General features: G+C 35.8%; 15 protein-coding genes and 1 pseudogene. 15 read left to right on the plus strand and 1 reads right to left on the minus strand.

Annotated features, from left to right (window positions below; translation table 11 throughout):
- The 13 genes and pseudogenes from C1H58_RS12510 to rny all read left to right on the plus strand — a co-directional run.
- Nucleotides 1-292, plus strand: a pseudogene (locus C1H58_RS12510) (group II intron reverse transcriptase/maturase); the annotation flags it as partial.
- 345 nt (nucleotides 293-637) lie between these two features.
- Nucleotides 638-2,311: a ribonuclease J2 gene (gene rnjB, locus C1H58_RS00010; protein WP_016424930.1), complete on the plus strand. Its 1,674-nt coding sequence runs from the start codon at nucleotides 638-640 to the stop codon at nucleotides 2,309-2,311.
- A gap of 136 nt (nucleotides 2,312-2,447) precedes the next feature.
- Complete coding sequence (locus C1H58_RS00015) at nucleotides 2,448-4,811, plus strand: DNA translocase FtsK (protein WP_165544932.1); 2,364 nt, start codon at nucleotides 2,448-2,450, stop codon at nucleotides 4,809-4,811.
- A 3-nt stretch (nucleotides 4,812-4,814) separates the two neighbouring features.
- Nucleotides 4,815-5,531 carry a GntR family transcriptional regulator gene (locus tag C1H58_RS00020; RefSeq protein ID WP_165544933.1) on the plus strand — a complete coding sequence of 239 codons (717 nt, stop codon included), beginning with the start codon at nucleotides 4,815-4,817 and terminating at the stop codon, nucleotides 5,529-5,531.
- Nucleotides 5,532-5,567: 36 nt separating this feature from the next.
- Complete coding sequence (gene yfmF / locus C1H58_RS00025) at nucleotides 5,568-6,833, plus strand: EF-P 5-aminopentanol modification-associated protein YfmF (RefSeq protein WP_165544934.1); 1,266 nt, start codon at nucleotides 5,568-5,570, stop codon at nucleotides 6,831-6,833.
- A gap of 1 nt (nucleotide 6,834) precedes the next feature.
- On the plus strand, nucleotides 6,835-8,124 hold the full coding sequence (gene yfmH, locus C1H58_RS00030; RefSeq protein ID WP_060830011.1) for an EF-P 5-aminopentanol modification-associated protein YfmH: 1,290 nt from the start codon (nucleotides 6,835-6,837) through the stop codon (nucleotides 8,122-8,124).
- Entirely contained in the window at nucleotides 8,121-8,825 is a 705-nt protein-coding gene (ymfI, locus tag C1H58_RS00035) for an elongation factor P 5-aminopentanone reductase (RefSeq protein ID WP_165544935.1), read from the plus strand. Before yfmH ends, ymfI begins: the two co-directional genes overlap by 4 nt.
- A 54-nt stretch (nucleotides 8,826-8,879) precedes the next feature.
- Nucleotides 8,880-9,725, plus strand: a complete 846-nt coding sequence (locus tag C1H58_RS00040) for a DUF3388 domain-containing protein (RefSeq protein ID WP_050345715.1) — start codon at nucleotides 8,880-8,882, stop codon at nucleotides 9,723-9,725.
- A 20-nt stretch (nucleotides 9,726-9,745) separates the two neighbouring features.
- A complete protein-coding gene (locus C1H58_RS00045; protein ID WP_165544936.1) occupies nucleotides 9,746-10,141 on the plus strand; it encodes a helix-turn-helix domain-containing protein in 396 nt (131 codons plus the stop codon).
- Between the two features lie 40 nt (nucleotides 10,142-10,181).
- On the plus strand, nucleotides 10,182-10,769 hold the full coding sequence (gene pgsA, locus C1H58_RS00050) for a CDP-diacylglycerol--glycerol-3-phosphate 3-phosphatidyltransferase (RefSeq protein ID WP_050345714.1): 588 nt from the start codon (nucleotides 10,182-10,184) through the stop codon (nucleotides 10,767-10,769).
- Nucleotides 10,770-11,026: 257 nt separating this feature from the next.
- Complete coding sequence (locus tag C1H58_RS00055) at nucleotides 11,027-12,175, plus strand: CinA family nicotinamide mononucleotide deamidase-related protein (RefSeq protein ID WP_165544937.1); 1,149 nt, start codon at nucleotides 11,027-11,029, stop codon at nucleotides 12,173-12,175.
- A gap of 165 nt (nucleotides 12,176-12,340) precedes the next feature.
- Complete coding sequence (recA, locus tag C1H58_RS00060) at nucleotides 12,341-13,384, plus strand: recombinase RecA (protein WP_037559108.1); 1,044 nt, start codon at nucleotides 12,341-12,343, stop codon at nucleotides 13,382-13,384.
- Between the two features lie 291 nt (nucleotides 13,385-13,675).
- Nucleotides 13,676-15,235 (plus strand): ribonuclease Y, encoded by a 1,560-nt coding sequence (gene rny / locus C1H58_RS00065; protein WP_016424941.1) that lies wholly within the window; start codon nucleotides 13,676-13,678, stop codon nucleotides 15,233-15,235.
- Between the two features lie 121 nt (nucleotides 15,236-15,356).
- Here rny and C1H58_RS00070 read toward each other — a convergent pair whose 3' ends face one another.
- A complete protein-coding gene (locus tag C1H58_RS00070; protein WP_050331152.1) occupies nucleotides 15,357-15,575 on the minus strand; it encodes a hypothetical protein in 219 nt (72 codons plus the stop codon).
- 198 nt (nucleotides 15,576-15,773) lie between these two features.
- Between C1H58_RS00070 and C1H58_RS00075 the strand changes: the two genes are divergently transcribed.
- Entirely contained in the window at nucleotides 15,774-16,157 is a 384-nt protein-coding gene (locus tag C1H58_RS00075) for an ArsR/SmtB family transcription factor (RefSeq protein WP_165544938.1), read from the plus strand.
- Nucleotides 16,141-18,303 (plus strand): heavy metal translocating P-type ATPase, encoded by a 2,163-nt coding sequence (locus C1H58_RS00080; RefSeq protein ID WP_165544939.1) that lies wholly within the window; start codon nucleotides 16,141-16,143, stop codon nucleotides 18,301-18,303. Before C1H58_RS00075 ends, C1H58_RS00080 begins: the two co-directional genes overlap by 17 nt.
- Nucleotides 18,304-18,500 lie beyond the last annotated feature (197 nt).

Genomic DNA, 18,500 nt, shown 5'->3' on the forward strand with positions numbered 1-18,500 from the left:
CTTTGGCAGAGGTTTTATCAGAGGATTTATTGAAACCACGCAGTCCTGGTTAAACCGCCGACTTAGACAACTCATTCTTAAACGGTGGAAAAGAGTAAGAACTAAATATAAGATGTTGCGCCAATACGGTCTTGACCATAGAAGTGCAATGAAAATCGCACAGTCTCGCAAAAAGTACTGGCGATTATCGAACACGTACGAGGTTCATCGTTTACTTACAACAAAACAACTCTACAAGTGGGGGTTGATACCATTAGCCCAGCTTGCAGAGTTGGCTTACGCAAGATATTGAACCGCCGAGTACGGAACCGTACGCTCGGTGGTGTGAGAGGACGAATAGTCAATTAATGGCTATTCTCCTACTCGATTTACATCGAAAAAACAACTTAAAGTAACTATGGGTGAAATCATTGATAGCGCTAACTTGATCAAAAGCAAATACAAACACCAACACTGTAATGATTTTAAAAACATTTCGATGACAACATACGTTATGCTTGATGGGTTCAGCGGCAGAAAGCAAATCATTTTCTGTTCCACTCGTAACACTTTAATAGTGTACAGAGTTTGTATAATCAACTATAATAAAATATGAATGTAAAATGGACGGGCTATATATTGAGTAGGAGGTAAAATTTTGAATTTAGTAAAAAAGAAAAATAAAGATATACGAATCATACCGCTAGGTGGTGTAGGAGAAATTGCCAAAAACATGTATATCATTGAAGTCGATGATGAAATGTTTATGTTAGATGCAGGATTAAAGTTTCCTGAAGATGAAATGTTAGGTATCGATATAGTGATTCCTGATATTCAATATGTATTAGAAAATAAACATAAATTAAAAGGTATTTTTCTAACACATGGTCATGAACATGCGATTGGCGCGGTTTCATACGTATTAGAACAAGTAGACGCACCGGTATATGGTTCGAAATTAACAATAGGACTTGTAAAAGAAAACTTAAAAGCACGTCAAATTAATAAAAAAATTAGATATTATGTAGTTAATAATGAATCGGTGATGCGTTTTAAAGGTGTAAATGTGACATTTTTCAACACAACACATAGCATTCCGGATAGTTTAGGTGTATGTATCCATACATCTTACGGTGCAATTGTTTATACAGGTGAATTTAAGTTTGATCAGAGTTTACATGGCCAATATGCCCCGGATATGAAAAAGATGGCAGAAATCGGCGAAAATGGTGTCTTTGCACTTTTAAGTGACTCCACTGAAGCGGAAAAACCAGGTTATAATACGCCAGAAAACGTCATTGAAAGCCATATGTTTGATGCATTTGCAAAAGTAAAAGGGCGTTTAATTGTCTCATGTTATGCTTCTAACTTTATTCGTATACAACAAGTTTTAAATATTGCGAGCAAATTAAATAGAAAAGTATCATTTTTAGGCCGTTCATTAGAAAGTTCATTTAGCATTGCTCGTAAAATGGGATATTTTAATATTCCAAAAGACTTGTTAATACCGATGAGTGAAGTCGAAAACTATCCTAAAAACGAAGTCATAATTATTGCAACAGGTATGCAAGGTGAGCCAGTTGAAGCGTTGAGTCAGATGGCACGCCAAAAACATAAAATCATGAATATTGAAAAAGGCGATTCAGTCTTTTTAGCTATTACAGCTTCTGCCAATATGGAAGTGATTATCGCAAATACACTTAATGAGTTAGCGCGTGCGGGTGCATATGTGATTCCAAATAATAAAAAAATTCACGCTTCAAGTCATGGTTGCATGGAAGAATTAAAATTAATGTTAAACATGATGAAGCCGGAATATTTTATACCGATTCAAGGTGAGTTTAAAATGCAAATTAGTCACGCTAAACTCGCTAGTGAATCAGGCGTCAACCCAGAAAAGATATTTTTAGCTGAAGCTGGAGATGTTATTTATTTTGATGGGGAAGACATGGCATTAAATGAAAAAGTTAATGCTGGTAATGTTCTAATCGACGGTATCGGTGTTGGAGATGTCGGAAATATTGTTTTACGCGATAGACATTTGTTAGCAGAGGATGGTATTTTTATTGCTGTCGTAACACTTGATCCAAAGAAACGACGCATTGCAGCCGGTCCAGAAATTCAATCAAGAGGTTTCGTTTATGTTCGTGAAAGTGAAGCTTTATTAAAAGAAGCAGAAGATAAAGTGCGTGAAATTGTGGAAGCGGGATTACAAGAGAAACGTATTGAGTGGTCTGAAATGAAACAAAACATGAGAGATCAGGTAAGTAAACTGCTCTTTGAAAGCACACGAAGACGTCCAATGATTATTCCTGTGATTTCAGAAATATAAACGTTTAAACCAGTGTGATGTTCAAACAAGAAAACGAATCTTACTCTTTGAAATACTCGCATTTTAAAGAGTAGATTCGCTTTTTTCATCATACAGGTATTTTACATATTTAATAGAAAGTAGAAGGTGACGATGAATGCCGCAAACGAAAAAACGAAAATCACAAACGTCTCGCAGCAAGAAACGAACTTCTAAAAAAAAGCAAAACGATACACCACTCAGATTTATTTTGTCTATTGTTTTTGTAGTTATTTTAACTTTAGGTATTTTTCAATTAGGATTAGTGGGTATTGCAATTGATAGCTTTTTTAATTATCTGTTTGGCGTAACACGTTATCTGACCTATCTATTGTTATTACTAGGGACAGGTTTTTTTGCTTATAATGGAAAGTTACCTAAAACAAGAAGGTTAACGGGGTCAATCATTTTACAAATTGCACTATTATTTGTAGCCCAATTGCACTATATGATGATTGGGAATGCAGCAGCGAGACGTCAGCCTGTTTTATCTTATATATACCACACATATGAGAAGGATGGTTTTAACTATTTTGGTGGCGGTTTGCTTGGCTATATGTTTATTAATATTTTAACGCCATTGATTTCTATCGTAGGTATCGTCATATTCACATTAATATTATTAATTTCGAGTGTCGTTTTGTTATTGAAAAAACGTCATAGAGATGTGGCAAAGATTGGATTAGAAAATATTAAACAGACGACAACACATGCGTATGATCGTTATGGTCATCATCGAGAGCAACGACGCATACAAAAGCAAGAGAAAAAAGAACAAAAACGACTTGCTGATGTACAATCCAAAAATGAACAAATCAAAGACGTATCTGATTTTCCAGAGGTTTCGTCAGCAGAAGATGAAATACAAACAGATTATCCTTCAATTCCAATTTTAGGACATAAAACGGCTTCGAATGTCGGGCATCAAACATCTAAAAATGAACAAGAAAACAACACAAAATCTAATCCAATTCAACGGATTAATCAGGCAGATGAAAATGTTGACATCCCTTCAGACCAAACAGATGCTGAAGGCAGTATATCTGAAGCGGGCGAGGTGGCCAATCATGCGTATGAACTTCCGCCGCTTTCTTTATTAGATGCCCCAAAACAACAACAGACGACTTCAAAAGCAGAAGTCCAACGAAAAGGAAGATTGTTAGAAACAACTTTGAAAAATTTTGGTGTCAATGCGAAAGTGACGCAAATTAAAATCGGTCCAGCTGTGACACAATATGAGGTACAGCCTGCACAAGGTGTGAAAGTAAGTCGAATCGTTAATTTACATAACGATATCGCTCTAGCATTAGCGGCAAAAGATATTCGAATTGAGGCACCTATCCCAGGAAAATCGGCTGTCGGTATTGAAGTACCTAATAATAAAATTGCGTTGGTAACTTTAAAAGAAGTATTAGATGAAAAATTCCCAACACAAAATAAATTAGAAGTAGCATTAGGCCGTGATATATCTGGAGAACCGATTACTGCAGAACTTAATAAAATGCCACACTTATTAGTCGCAGGTTCAACAGGAAGTGGGAAATCGGTTTGTATCAATGGCATTATCACAAGTATTTTATTGAATGCAAAGCCACATGAAGTAAAACTTATGATGATTGATCCAAAAATGGTAGAATTAAATGTATACAATGGAATTCCTCATTTATTAACTCCCGTTGTAACTAACCCACATAAAGCGGCACAAGCATTAGAAAAAGTGGTTGGAGAAATGGAAAGAAGATATGATTTATTCCAACATTCAGGTACACGTAATATTGAAGGTTACAACGCATTAATGAATCAAAAAAATAATGAGTTGGATGAAAAAGAACCATTATTACCCTATATTGTCGTAATTGTAGATGAACTTGCAGATTTGATGATGGTAGCAGGTAAAGATGTTGAAACGGCTATTACACGCATCACACAAATGGCGCGTGCAGCTGGTATTCATCTCATTATAGCGACACAACGACCTTCAGTAGATGTCATTACAGGTTTAATAAAAAATAACATTCCATCACGTATCGCGTTTGCGGTGAGCTCTCAAACGGACTCACGAACAATTATCGATAGTGGTGGCGCGGAAAAACTGCTCGGTAAAGGGGACATGTTATTTATTAAAAATGGTGGCTCTATGCGTACGCGCGTGCAAGGTGCATTTTTAAGTGACAATGAAGTGCAAAAAATCGTTTCATACGTCGTCGCACAACAAAAAGCGAATTACGTTAAAGAGATGGAGCCAGATGCACAAGTGGATGAAGCGGATATGGAAAGTGATGATCCATTATACAAAGATGCTTATTTATTTGTTATTGAGCAACAAAAAGCAAGTACCTCGTTATTACAACGCCAGTTTCGAATTGGTTATAATCGAGCATCGAGAATCATGGATGATCTAGAACGAAATCAGGTCATCGGACCACAAAAGGGGAGCAAGCCAAGACAAATTTTAGTTGATTTAAATGATGGAGAGGTGTAAGACATGTCGGTAAATCCTGACGTTAATATTGTGAAAGAATGGATACTTAAAGAAATTGAAGAAGAGCGCATTAAACCTGGTGAATCTTTACCGGGTTTATTGGCACTTGCACGTAAATGTAATGTAAAGACAGATGACGTTCAGGTTGCGATTCATGAACTCGTCACTGAACAAATTGTCACACAAAATTTTGAAGAGGGCGCAAGAGTTAAAGTACCTCAGCCGTTCTTTTATCCTTTAGATGAATTAATGAGTATTGGACGCATGATATCTGATAAAGGTTATGAAAATGGTACCGTCTTTTTAAGCCTCGATGAAGAAGAAGCATCGCTTGATGATTGTAAAGTGATGAACCTCGAACCTAAATCACAAATTACTGTTGTTGAACGTATTCGAACGGCTAATGGTCACCCAGTTGTCTATTGTTTAGACAAGGTGGCAACAAATGTATTTGAACATTTTGGAACGCATAATCAACAGACTTCTATTTTGAAAGCGGTTGAGACAGTGAGTCAAAAGAAAATTGCTTATGCAGAAACTGAGATGGAAGCGATTAGTTACGAACCTTATATCTCAGATGCCCTTGAGTCAGACCCGCAAGATGGATTAATGCTTTTACGCCAAGTTCATTTCACTGAAGACGGCACACCTATTTTATACTCTTTAAACTATTTCAAGAGTAGCCTTGTGAAGTTTCGGACGATAAGAAAACGTCTATAACATAATAATTATAGTTTTTTAAAAGGAGGAGTTGCTTTGAAACAGCTTCAACAAGAACCATCAAATTCAATTTCTGTCATGTCAACGCACAAATTTAAAACGACGACAGTGACTTTTAAATTTATGGCGCCATTAGATGTTGAAACGATGACACAACGTGCATTATTGAGTAAATTATTAGTTCGCGCGACACAAAACTATCCTACTGATAAAGCATTTAACCAATATTTGTCAGAATTATACGGTGCTTATGTGAATAGCTATGTATCTAAATATAAAGATCGACATGTGATCACCATCAGTTTAGAAATCGTGAATGAACGTTACCTATTAGATGATGAGCCTTTATTTGAAAAAAGTGTCGCTTTATTAAAAGAGGTCATTTTAAATCCGTTTGTTTCTCATGAAGCTTTTAATGAAAACTTTCTAGCGCAAGAAAAGCGTTTATTAAAGAAAAAACTTAGAGCCATTGAGGACAATAAATCACAACTTGCATACTTGCAGTTACTTAAACATATGTTTGGTGATCATCCTTATCGTTATATGGCGGCAGGAGAGCTTGCAAATATTGATGACATATCAGCAACAGATATTTATCATACATATCAATCTATGCTAGAAAATGATTACTGCTCAGTTTACGTCGTAGGTAACGTAGATGAAGAAGCTACAGTACAACATATTCAATCTGAGTTCAATATTCAACCTTTTACATATGCGTCAACTTCATTTGGTCAAAATATAAACCAAGATCAACCTGTAAAGGAAATCGTTGAAACTGATCAAGTCGATCAAGCCAAATTAAATATAGGATTTAGATTTCCAACCCAATACGGTGAGCCTGATTATTACACGCTTATTGTTTTTAATATGATGTTTGGTGGCGATCCTTCGTCTGTATTATTCAATGAAGTGCGTGAACAAAAAAGTTTAGCCTATTCCATCCATTCGCAAATAGACGGTAAAAATGGCTTCTTATTTGTATTAAGTGGCGTTTCAGTTGATGATTATGAACTCGCAAAAGAAACGATTATCGAAGCATTCAATAGATTCAAGTCAGGAGATTTTACGGAAGATAAAATGGCATTGGCCAAAAAAATTATTTTATCGAATCGTAAAGAAGCAAAAGACCGACCTAAGCATATGATTGAAACGATGCATAACCAATTGTTACTTAAAGAACCGGAAAGTGAGTCTCAATTTGAATCTCGCATTCAAGCGGTGACACGTCAAGATGTTCAACGTCTATGTCAAAATGCACATTTAGATACCATTTATATTTTGACAAAGGGGGAAGCTTAATATGAACCATACGTATTATCAGCAAATTGATGAAACAGTTTATCATACAACATTAGAAAACGGACTCAACCTTTTTGTCATTCCCAAAAAAGATTTTCAAAAAACATTTGTGACGTATACAACACAATTTGGGTCGCTTGATCATCGATTCAAACCACATCAGTCAGACCAATTTGTTAGTGTACCCGATGGGGTGGCGCATTTTTTAGAACATAAATTATTTGAAAAAGAAGAAGGCGACTTGTTTACGGAATTTGCTGAGCACGATGCGCAAGTCAATGCATTTACGAGCTTTGATCGTACAAGTTACTTATTTAGTGCAACAAATCACATTGATGACAATATTTTGAGATTGTTGAAAATGGTGGAAACTCCTTATTTTACTGAAGAATCAGTGGAAAAAGAAAAAGGCATTATTGCTGAAGAAATAAAAATGTACCAAGAGCAGCCAGGTTATCGCCTAATGTTCAATACTTTACGCGCAATGTACCATGATCATCCTGTTAAAGTGGACATCGCAGGCTCAGTCGAAAGTATTTATCAAATTACTAAAGAAGATTTATATCTTTGTTATGAAACTTTTTATCATCCGTCAAATATGGTTTTATTTGTCGTTGGTGATGTTGAACCGACACATATAGGGCAATTGGTGAAACAACATGAAGATGCACGTGCAATTGAGGCACAGCCGGAAATTGAAAGAGATCCGCTCAATGAAAGTAATGAAGTCGTCCAGGCTAATGTCAGTGAGCGCATGCATATTCAATCACCTCGATTAATGATTGGACTTAAACACCCAGTTGATGATTTCACAGAACACCAACGTGTTAAAGAAGATATTGAAATGTCATTTTTCTTTGAGATGATTTATGGCGAAGAGACGAATTTCTACCAAGCCTTACTTAATCAAGACTTGATTGATGATACATTTAATTATCAAACGGTGATAGAACCCTCATATAGTTTTTCATTAATTACTTCTGCAACATCAAAACCTGAGCAATTAAAAAAATTATTGATTGATGAGTTAACAACAAATATGGGCCAAGTCAAAGATCAAAAAGCATTTGATTTATTGAAACGTCAATTTATAGGGGAGTATATTTCAAGTTTAAATGCCCCTGAATATATTGCGAATCAATCTACAAAGTTTTATTTTGATGGTGTTAGTTTATTTGAATTGTTGGAAATCATTGAAGGTATTACGCTAGAAACGATGAATGCGACTATTAAAAAACGTGTTCAATTAGATGCGATAGTCGATAGTCGATTGGAGATGGAAAAATCGTGAAAGCTTTAGTTGTTGGTGGATCGGGCAATATAGGTCGTGCAATTACGCATGACCTTCTTTCACGTGGCTATGAAGTTATAGTGACTTATCATAATACATCTATTGATGAGTTGGTCACAATGTACGAAAACCAGCCGGTTCAATTTGTGCAACTCGACTTGACAAAATCCATTCAACTTGAAGAAAAATTAAAATTTATTCAAAATTTAGATGTGTTAATTTATACGAGTGGACAAAGTTTATTTGGCATGCTCCAAGATATGACAGATCAGCAAATTCACGATGCTTATATGGTGCATGTATTTCATTTTATTAAAATGTCCCAATTTTTTGTAGATCAATTGCGACAAAGTGAGAATGGGCGTATTATCGTCATTTCATCTATTTGGGGTGAAATGGGAGCGAGTTTTGAAACCATATATTCCTCTATGAAAGCAGCGCAAATTGGATTTGTCAAAGCACTCGGACAGGAATTATCTCGAACGAACGTGACAGTGAATGCGATTGCGCCGGGCGTTGTTGCAGGACGTATGACGGACGCGTTATCAGAAGAAGCGCGTGAGGATTTACTCGAATCATTGCCACAGCACCGATGGATAGACCCAACAGAAATTGCACATGCAACGCAATACTTACTATCTTCTGAGGCGAAAAGCATTACGGGTACAGTTCAACGTATTAATGGTAGCTGGTATTGTTAATTTGCTATAATATGAATAAATAACGTATAGGCAAGCGTTGCAAGGGGGTTTTTCATGATTACACGTGAAAAGAGGGAATGGTATCTAGAGTATAGTATCAATATTAATAGAGCAGGTTTGTTAGGTGATATTTCAAGTTTACTTGGGATGATGGGAATTAATATTGGTGCAATTAACGGTATTGATAAGTCCATTCGTGCTTTTATTATTAGATCCGATAGTGAAGAGAAAGTAAAACGCTTTGAAACTTTACTTAAAGAAATTGATGACATTTCTCTGAGAGTCTTGCGTGAGCCAGAATTAAAAGACAGGCTTGCTGTGAGACATGGCCGTTTTGTAAAACAAGATGAGCATAATAAAAAAATATTTCGTTTTGAAAGAGACGATTTAGGTTTACTCGTTGATTTTATGGCTGAATTATTTAAAGAAGAAGGTCATAAATTAATTGGGATTCGAGGTATGCCACGTGTTGGTAAAACGGAATCTATTGTAGCTGGCAGTGTATCTGCGCATAAGAGATGGTTATTCATCAGTTCAACTTTAATTAAACAAACGGTTCGTAGTTCACTAATTAAAGGTGAATACGATAAAGATCATGTGTATATTATTGATGGTGCGGTTACTGCAAGAGAAACAAATCCAAAGCACCAAGAGCTTGTTAAAGAAGTCATGACGTTGCCATCAGTAAAAGTCGTTGAACATCCTGATTTATTTGTTGAAGCAAGCGATTATATTATGGATGATTTTGATTATATTATTGAATTAAGAACCGAAGAAAATCAGACCATCGAATATGAAGAAATGAAAAAGCAAACCGTTAGAAGTAAAAATAACTTAGATTTTGGAGATACATTTGGTGGTTTCGGAGACGGCTTTGGTGATGGTTTTGGTTCGTTCTAACGTTTGGAGGAGAGCACAAGTTGAAAACAATCGGTGAAGTACTGCAAAGTAAAAGAGAAGGTTTAGGAATGACTTTAGCTGAATTAGAAAAAAGAACACAAATTCAGCGACAAACATTAGTTGCCATTGAACGCAACCAATTTGAGCAATTTGAACATCCCAATCATATACGAGGTTTTATACAAAAATATGCGCAATCCGTGAATGTTGATGGTTCATTACTCATGGATAAGCATAAAGAAGAGTTGCCTTCCATGACACACCAAGCCCATGATATTTTACAACAAATCTCACAAAATCAAGATGCATTAGTATTTTCTAATTCAGATGTGCAACCGAAAAAAGTTGCGATTATTATTGGTATGCTGATTGGTATTACAGCTGTACTTTGGGGGCTATTAACCATTGTGCTATAATAGCAATAAGAGAAACAGATAAGTGGAGAGAGGAATAATTATGAATATACCTAACCAGATCACATTGTTTCGAGTCATCTTAATTCCAATATTTATGTTGTTTGCACTTGTTGATTTTGGAATGGGAAATGTTTCTTTCATAGGGGGACACTCGATTCGAATTGAATTTTTAATTAGTGGAATCATTTTTATCATCGCATCATTAAGTGATTTTTTAGACGGCTATTTAGCACGTAAATGGCAAATTGTAACAAATATGGGGAAATTTCTAGATCCACTTGCTGATAAACTTCTTGTTTCTGCAGCTTTAGTTGTTTTAGTAGAACTTGGATTGACGAATTCTGTCGTTGCCATCATCGTTATTGCACGTGAGTTTGCGGTGACAGGATTGAGACTCTTACAAATTGAACAAGGCTTTGTTAGTGCGGCAGGTCAACTTGGAAAAATTAAAACGGCAGTAACGATGGTTGCCTTAGTTTTCATTTTACTAGGTGAACCTTTGAGCCAGTGGATTGGTTTTTCTTTAGGTCAAATATTATTGTATATTGGTGTCTTTTTTACAATTTTATCAGGTATTGAGTATTTCTATAAAGGTAGAGATGTTTTTTTACAAGATAAAAAAGCTTAATTTTATGATTACCTCAAGGATGAATAAACTTTTAAGAGTGAAACAAAGAGAACAATGTTGAATTGGGCTGTTTGTTTTACTCTTCTTTTATTTTGCTTGTAACAACAAGCTCATATATGGATCAAGTCTTCTGTAATGAAGACTTAGTTGAAAAGGATTATTCTGTAAAACAAAAACGGTTTAGTTCCATTTCAAAGGGATATCAAGCTATAATAAAGTTGTGAATAAGATTTTGTAGGCAGAAAGAAGGCAATATTATGAAAGTCTGTATTATCGCAGTAGGGTCAGAGTTACTTTTAGGCCAAATTACAAATACGAATGCTCAATTTTTATCACAAAAGTTGAATGAAGCAGGTCATCATGTCTTGGAGCATATCGTGGTCGGTGACAATGAAAAAAGACTTGAAACTGTCATAAAAAGAGCGATAGAGCAATATGATGCACTAATTTTCACGGGTGGTTTAGGACCCACAAAAGATGATTTAACAAAACAAACGGTTGCAACTGTTTTAAATAAAAAACTCGTAACAGATCAAGAAGCGCTCAATTACATTGAAGATTATTTCAAGCAACATGAAAAAGAAATGACGCCGAATAATAAGCAGCAAGCACTTGTGATTGAAGGTGCAAAAGTGTTACCCAATCGTGTAGGGATGGCGCCTGGTATTTATTTGAATGAAAATAATAAGCACATTGTTATGCTACCAGGACCACCGAAAGAAATGCAACCGATGGTCGTGAATGAACTCATGCCTTACTTTTCACAAGGTGGAAAAACAATTTTCTCTGAAGTGTTACGTTTTTGTGGGATAGGTGAATCACAAGTTGAAACAGAATTACTTGACTTAATCGATGCGCAAACAAACCCAACAATTGCACCACTTGCAGGTACGCACGAAGTCACAATCAGATTGACAGCAAGCGCGGATGATGAAAAAGCGAGTCAACAGTTAATAGCGCCGATAAAAGATGAAATATTAAGTCGAATGGGTCGTTATTATTATGGTTCCAATGACACGACACCTGAGCGCGCTGTTATGGCGTTACAAAAGAAATCATTTGCGATATATGATCAAGTGACAGAAGGTTTACTTTACTCTAGATTAAAAAAAGAGGATCAAACACATCTATTAAAAGGGTATATGATGCATCATCCTCAATTTGTAGATGAAACAGCTACAATTGAGAACCAATTATATGCATCAGCAGTATTTGTGCAATCTTTATATGACACTGAACAGGCGATGAGCCTTCTTTCACATGGCAATACAATCTATATTGGTTTTCTAGATCATAATCACTTCCGAGTTGAAACATTTAAAATGAGTCATCACAGAAATTTACAACGTGATCGAAGTCAAAATTATGTACTGATTGCATGGCTAAATGAACTAAAACAGCACTAATATTATATGGTTTTGAGCAAAACACAAGCACATGCGTTCTATTTTGTTAGTATTTAAATCACAAAATAGCGAACAAATATTCGCAAAATGCTTGTAATTTTAATTGGAAGCATGTATAGTAGAATTAAATTAAAAGGAAATTTTTATTTATTAGGGGGTCCTATATTGGATAATGAACGTCAAAAAGCACTCGACACAGTAATAAAAAATATGGAAAAGTCATTCGGTAAAGGTGCCGTTATGAAACTAGGTGAAAATAAAGATCGCCGTGTTTCTAGTGTTTCAACAGGTTCTGTTACATTGGATCATGCATTAGGGGTTGGCGGCTATCCAAAAGGTCGTATTATTGAAGTTTATGGCCCTGAAAGTTCTGGTAAAACGACTGTAGCGTTGCACGCGATTGCTGAAGTGCAAAAAAATGGCGGTATTGCTGCGTTTATCGATGCTGAACATGCGTTGGATCCTGTCTATGCTGAAGCGCTCGGTGTGGATATCGATAATCTATACCTTTCTCAACCTGACCACGGTGAACAAGGTTTAGAAATTGCTGAAGCGTTCGTTAGAAGTGGCGCCGTGGACATTGTTATTGTGGACTCTGTTGCAGCCTTAACACCTAAAGCAGAAATCGAAGGTGAAATGGGTGATACACATGTAGGTTTACAAGCGCGTCTTATGTCTCAAGCATTACGTAAACTTTCAGCAGCCATTTCAAAATCAAATACGACTGCAATTTTCATTAACCAAATTCGTGAAAAAGTAGGTGTTATGTTCGGTAATCCTGAAACGACGCCAGGTGGTCGTGCGTTGAAATTCTACAGTTCTGTCCGCTTAGAAGTAAGACGTGCAGAACAATTGAAACAAGGCCAAGACATCGTAGGTAACCGTACGAAAATCAAAGTCGTGAAGAATAAAGTAGCACCACCATTTAAAGTTGCTGAAGTCGATATCATGTATGGTCAAGGTATCTCTCGTGAAGGTGAATTAATTGATTTAGGTGTGCAATATGACATTGTAGACAAATCTGGTGCATGGTATTCTTATAACGGCGAACGTATGGGCCAAGGTAAAGAGAATGTCAAACAATTCTTAAAAGAAAACCCACAATTAGAAGATGAAATCGATCGAAAACTCCGTGAAAAATTAGGTATTTTTGACGGTGATGTGGAAGAAAAAGAGCAAGAAGAGCCACAAACATTATTTGATGAATAATCGTATTTCGATATAAAATTAAAAGTGAAACATGGATCTAAATCAAAATGAGATTCGGTTTCACTTTTTGTTTTGGAAAGGCTAATTGCAACAAAATTTCAAATAGAATATGATATCATGATGATTTTTCGTTTTGAAATGTATCATCTTTTTTATTCAATAGTGTTGGATACCTTGATTTTTCATTGTTCAAAACGTACAATTGAACTTGTATGATTCTTATTTTTAGTCATATAATCATATAGATTGGTTAACATACAGAACGAAATCCTAGAAAAAGGAGGTGTTTGTGTGAATTTATTAAGCCTCTTACTCATTTTGCTGGGTATAATTCTAGGAGTTGTTGTAGGGTATTTAATCGCCCAGAATTTAATATATCAAAAGCAGTCACAAGCCAAACGTACTGCTAAAGATATTATTGAACAAGCAAACAAAGAAGCAGAGAATCTTAAAAAAGAGAAATTAATCGAAGCTAAAGAAGAAAACCAAGTTCTAAGAGAGCGCATCGAAAGCGAACTAAGGGAACGACGTGGAGAGCTTCAAAGGCAAGAATCCCGACTTCTTCAAAAAGAGGAGAACTTGGAGCGAAAATCTGATCTACTCGATAAAAAGGATGAGATTTTAGAGCAAAAAGAATCTAAACTTGAAGAAAGACAACAACAAGTAGACGCAAAAGAGAGTAGTGTTCAATCAATAATAATGAAGCACGAACAAGAATTAGAACGCATCTCCGGTCTCACACAAGAAGAAGCACGTAAAGAGCAATTGGAACGTGTAGAAGAAGAGTTGTCACAAGATATTGCAGTACTTGTTAAAGAAAAAGAGCGTGAAGCTAAAGAAAAAGTAAACCAAAAAGCAAAAGAATTACTCGCTACGACAGTGCAACGTTTTGCTGCTGATCATACTTCAGAGTCAACAGTGTCAGTTGTTAACTTACCTAATGACGAGATGAAAGGACGTATCATCGGTCGTGAAGGTAGAAATATTCGTACATTAGAAACATTAACGGGTATTGATTTAATCATTGATGATACACCTGAAGCGGTAATTTTATCAGGTTTTGATCCTATTCGAAGAGAAATCGCCAAAACAGCGTTAATCAACCTTGTTTCTGACGGTCGTATTCATCCAGGGCGTATTGAAGATATGGTAGAAAAAGCAAGACGAGAAGTCGATGAAATTATTCGTGATGCAGGTGAACATGCAACATTTGAATTAAATATTCATAATATGCATCCTGATCTCGTTAAAATTTTAGGGCGTATGCATTATCGAACAAGTTATGGACAAAATGTGCTTAAACATTCTATTGAAGTAGCATATTTATCTGGAATGCTCGCTGCAGAATTGAACGAAGATGTAACACTGGCTAAAAGAGCTGGTTTATTACACGATATTGGTAAAGCGATTGATCACGAAGTTGAAGGAAGCCATGTTGAAATTGGTGTCGAATTAGCTAAAAAATATGGCGAACCTGAGACGGTCATCAATGCAATTCATTCACACCATGGAGAGGTTGAACCGACATCGATTATATCTATTTTAGTCGCTGCTGCAGATGCTTTATCAGCTGCAAGACCTGGCGCTAGAAAAGAAACGTTAGAGAATTATATTAAACGTTTAGAACGATTAGAGGACATCTCTGAAAGTTATGATGGCGTGGAAAAAGCTTTTGCTATACAAGCAGGTCGTGAAATACGCGTGATTGTATCACCAGAAGAAATAGATGATTTAAAATCTCATCGCTTAGCGAGAGATATTAAAAATCAGATTGAGGATGAACTACAATATCCGGGTCATATCAAAGTGACAGTTGTTCGTGAGACGAGAGCAATTGAATATGCGAAGTAACAGTGTATGAAATAAAAACAGGTTTCCTAATGTCATGGACATTACGAAACCTGTTTTTTTGTTTATATTCATATCCTAAATGATTAATTTTTCCATTTGAACTTTCAGTCATCAATCAAAGTTATTTACAGAGATGAAGTTCAGTTTCTTTTAATTCTTCTAAAGCACTAGATGTGTCATAACTACTTGAGGAAATATTTGCATAACGTTCTGCCATTCGATACGCATTGATGTATAACTCGATACTTTCTTTTGCAATATCTTCAGGGTTTTCTTTTTTAGATGGATTCGCGCTCAAAACAAGTTCTGCAAATTTTTCAGGATCAATATTAATTGACATAAGTTAATAAACAACTCCTAATGTTTTTATGAAAATCCATACTTATTGATTATTAAACAATAAGCATTCCTAATTTTTTCAATACCCCAACTGATTATATTTAATCATATGTTTTTACATTCAAATATATACTTGAATAAAGAAATGAACCGAGTTATAATTTATTCAAACGAATACTTGAATGAAAGTGTGAGATAAATGACAAAACAACAAATTCCAACATGTGACACATTTAGTATAGATGCTGAAGTCGTACGCGAAGCCAAGCAGGAAATTGAAAATTCTAATATTGAACATGTGAGTCAAATGTTTAAAAGTATTGCTGATGTCAATCGTGCAAAAATTACATTTGCTTTGTGTGAACATGAAGAGCTGTGTGTTTGTGATATCGCAGAAATACTCAATATTACTGTTGCAAATGCGTCGCACCATTTAAGATCTTTGTACAAAAATGGTATCGTGACCTATCGGAAAGAAGGTAAACGTGCTTTTTATCGCTTATATGACGAACATATCCGTCAAATGATGACAATATCTATTGAGCATAAGAAAGAAGTGGATGAAGATGGTACAAAATCATAAAACATATCGAATCGAAGGGTTATCGTGTGCCAATTGTGCGGGTAAATTTGAAAAGAATGTGAACAAGTTGACTTCAGTGGAAAAGGCACAAGTTAATTTTGGCGCTTCGAAAATTTATGTAACGGGACAACCTACTTTAGATGAATTAGAACATGCGGGTTCATTTGAAAATCTAAAAATTATTCCTGACGATCAGCAAGTGAATGCTCAATCTCGTACGATGCATTCACCTGTCAAAGAGATGCACTTTTTAGATAAAATCAAAACATTTTATCATCAACATGAAACGATTATCTTTGCTGCGATTCTTGTTATTCTCGGTTATATTTCACAATGGCTAAACAGTACGAACAATGCTATGACGCTCATATTGTTTACGCTATCTATCGTCTTAAGTGGGAGCCAGTTGATTATTCAAGGGGTCAAAAATCTCCTCCATTTTGAATTTGATATGCGCACTTTGATGACGATTGCGATTATCGGGGGCGTATTAATCGGTCAATGGGGAGAAGTTGCTGTTGTAGTTATATTGTTTGCAATCAGTGAAGCATTAGAACAATTTTCTATGGATAAAGCCCGTCAATCTATGGCTTCTTTAATGGAAATTGCGCCTGATGAGGCGACAATACTTAGACAGGGTCAATTATTACGCTTAGCTACAGAAGAAGTTGAAGTTAATGATATTTTGTATGTTAAGCCGGGTCAAAAAATCGCTTTAGATGGTATTGTTATTTCCGGTCATGCTTCAGTCAATCAAGCTGCCATTACTGGTGAATCAATGCCAGTTGATAAACGAGAAAGCGATGAAGTCTATGCAGGGACTTTAAACGAAGATGGCGTTCTTGAAATCAAAGTAACAAAAGCATCCAAAGATACGGCATTAGCAAAAATGATTCAATTGGTAGAAGCGGCTCAAGTTGAAAAAGCACCCGCCCAAGCCTTTGTAGAGAAATTCGCAAAATATTATACGCCTTGTATTATGATGATTGCTTTCTTAGTAGCCACCCTTCCACCCTTATTATTAAATGATGCTTTTTTACCATGGATATATCAAGGGCTTTCTGTTTTAGTCGTAGGCTGTCCTTGTGCTTTAGTTATTGCGACTCCGATTTCTATTGTTTCAAGTATAGGAAATGCTGCTAAAAATGGCGTTCTTATTAAAGGCGGGATTTACCTTGAGCAATTGAGCAAAGTTCAAACACTCGCGTTTGATAAAACAGGCACACTAACAGTAGGGCATCCAGTTGTTACAGAGGTCATCCATTTAAATCAAAACCAAAAAGAAAAAATAGATACATTAGGTTATCTTTCTGCTGTTGAAAACTTATCAAATCATCCTATCGCGAGAGCAGTGATCGCATACGCAACAGAAAAGCATATTGACTATCAACAATATCAGGTTAAAGATTTTCTATCTAAAACAGGGCAAGGGGTGCATGCCATTATTGAAGGAAACGATATTTTAATCGGTCAACCCCAATTATTTCATAACAATACCAATGAGGAACTTGTTGAACAAATCAATGATATGCAAAAGCAAGGCGACACTGTTATTTTAATGTCAATTAACCATACTTTAACCACTTTAATTACTGTTCGAGATCAATTACGTGAACAGTCTCAAAAAGCCATTGAAGCACTTCAAAAATTAGGGATACGACACACAGTCATGTTGACAGGCGATAATTTAAATAGTGCACAAGCCATCAATAGAAAATTGAAATTGACAAATGTTGAAGCAGATTTAATGCCAGAAGATAAATTAAAGCATATAGAAAAATTAGAAGCTTTAAATGGTCCAGTAGGAATGGTTGGTGATGGTGTGAATGATGCACCTGCTCTAGCGCGTGCTTCTATCGGTATTGCAATGGGTGGTGCGAGCACAGATACAGCACTGGAAACTGCTGACATTGCTTTACTCGGCGATGATATGTCTAAATTGCCATTTACTTACCGGTTAAGTCGAAAAACGATGAATGTGATCAAAGCCAATATTGTCTTTGCGATTGGTATTAAATTAATTGCCTTACTCTTAGTTATACCTGGTTGGTTAACGTTATGGATTGCTATTTTTTCAGATATGGGTGCAACTTTGATTGTGGCATTAAATGCGATTCGTTTGCTCTATGTGAAAGATGAAGTCTAATCATGTAGAACGGTTGACATCTCTATTGAGAAAGATACAATAAGAGATAAATCAACATCGTTAAATACTATACAATCTTTTCAAATAGAAATAACTTTTCGCGAATGCACCACAATCGTTATGTCTAGCATTGATGAATGAAATGCATACTTTTAATATATCATTATGAGACGAGATGAGAATGAACAATGCCAAGA

Origin of the sequence: Staphylococcus sp. 191 (assembly GCF_011174885.1) — a bacterium.
In the GTDB taxonomy this organism is placed as follows: domain Bacteria; phylum Bacillota; class Bacilli; order Staphylococcales; family Staphylococcaceae; genus Staphylococcus; species Staphylococcus coagulans.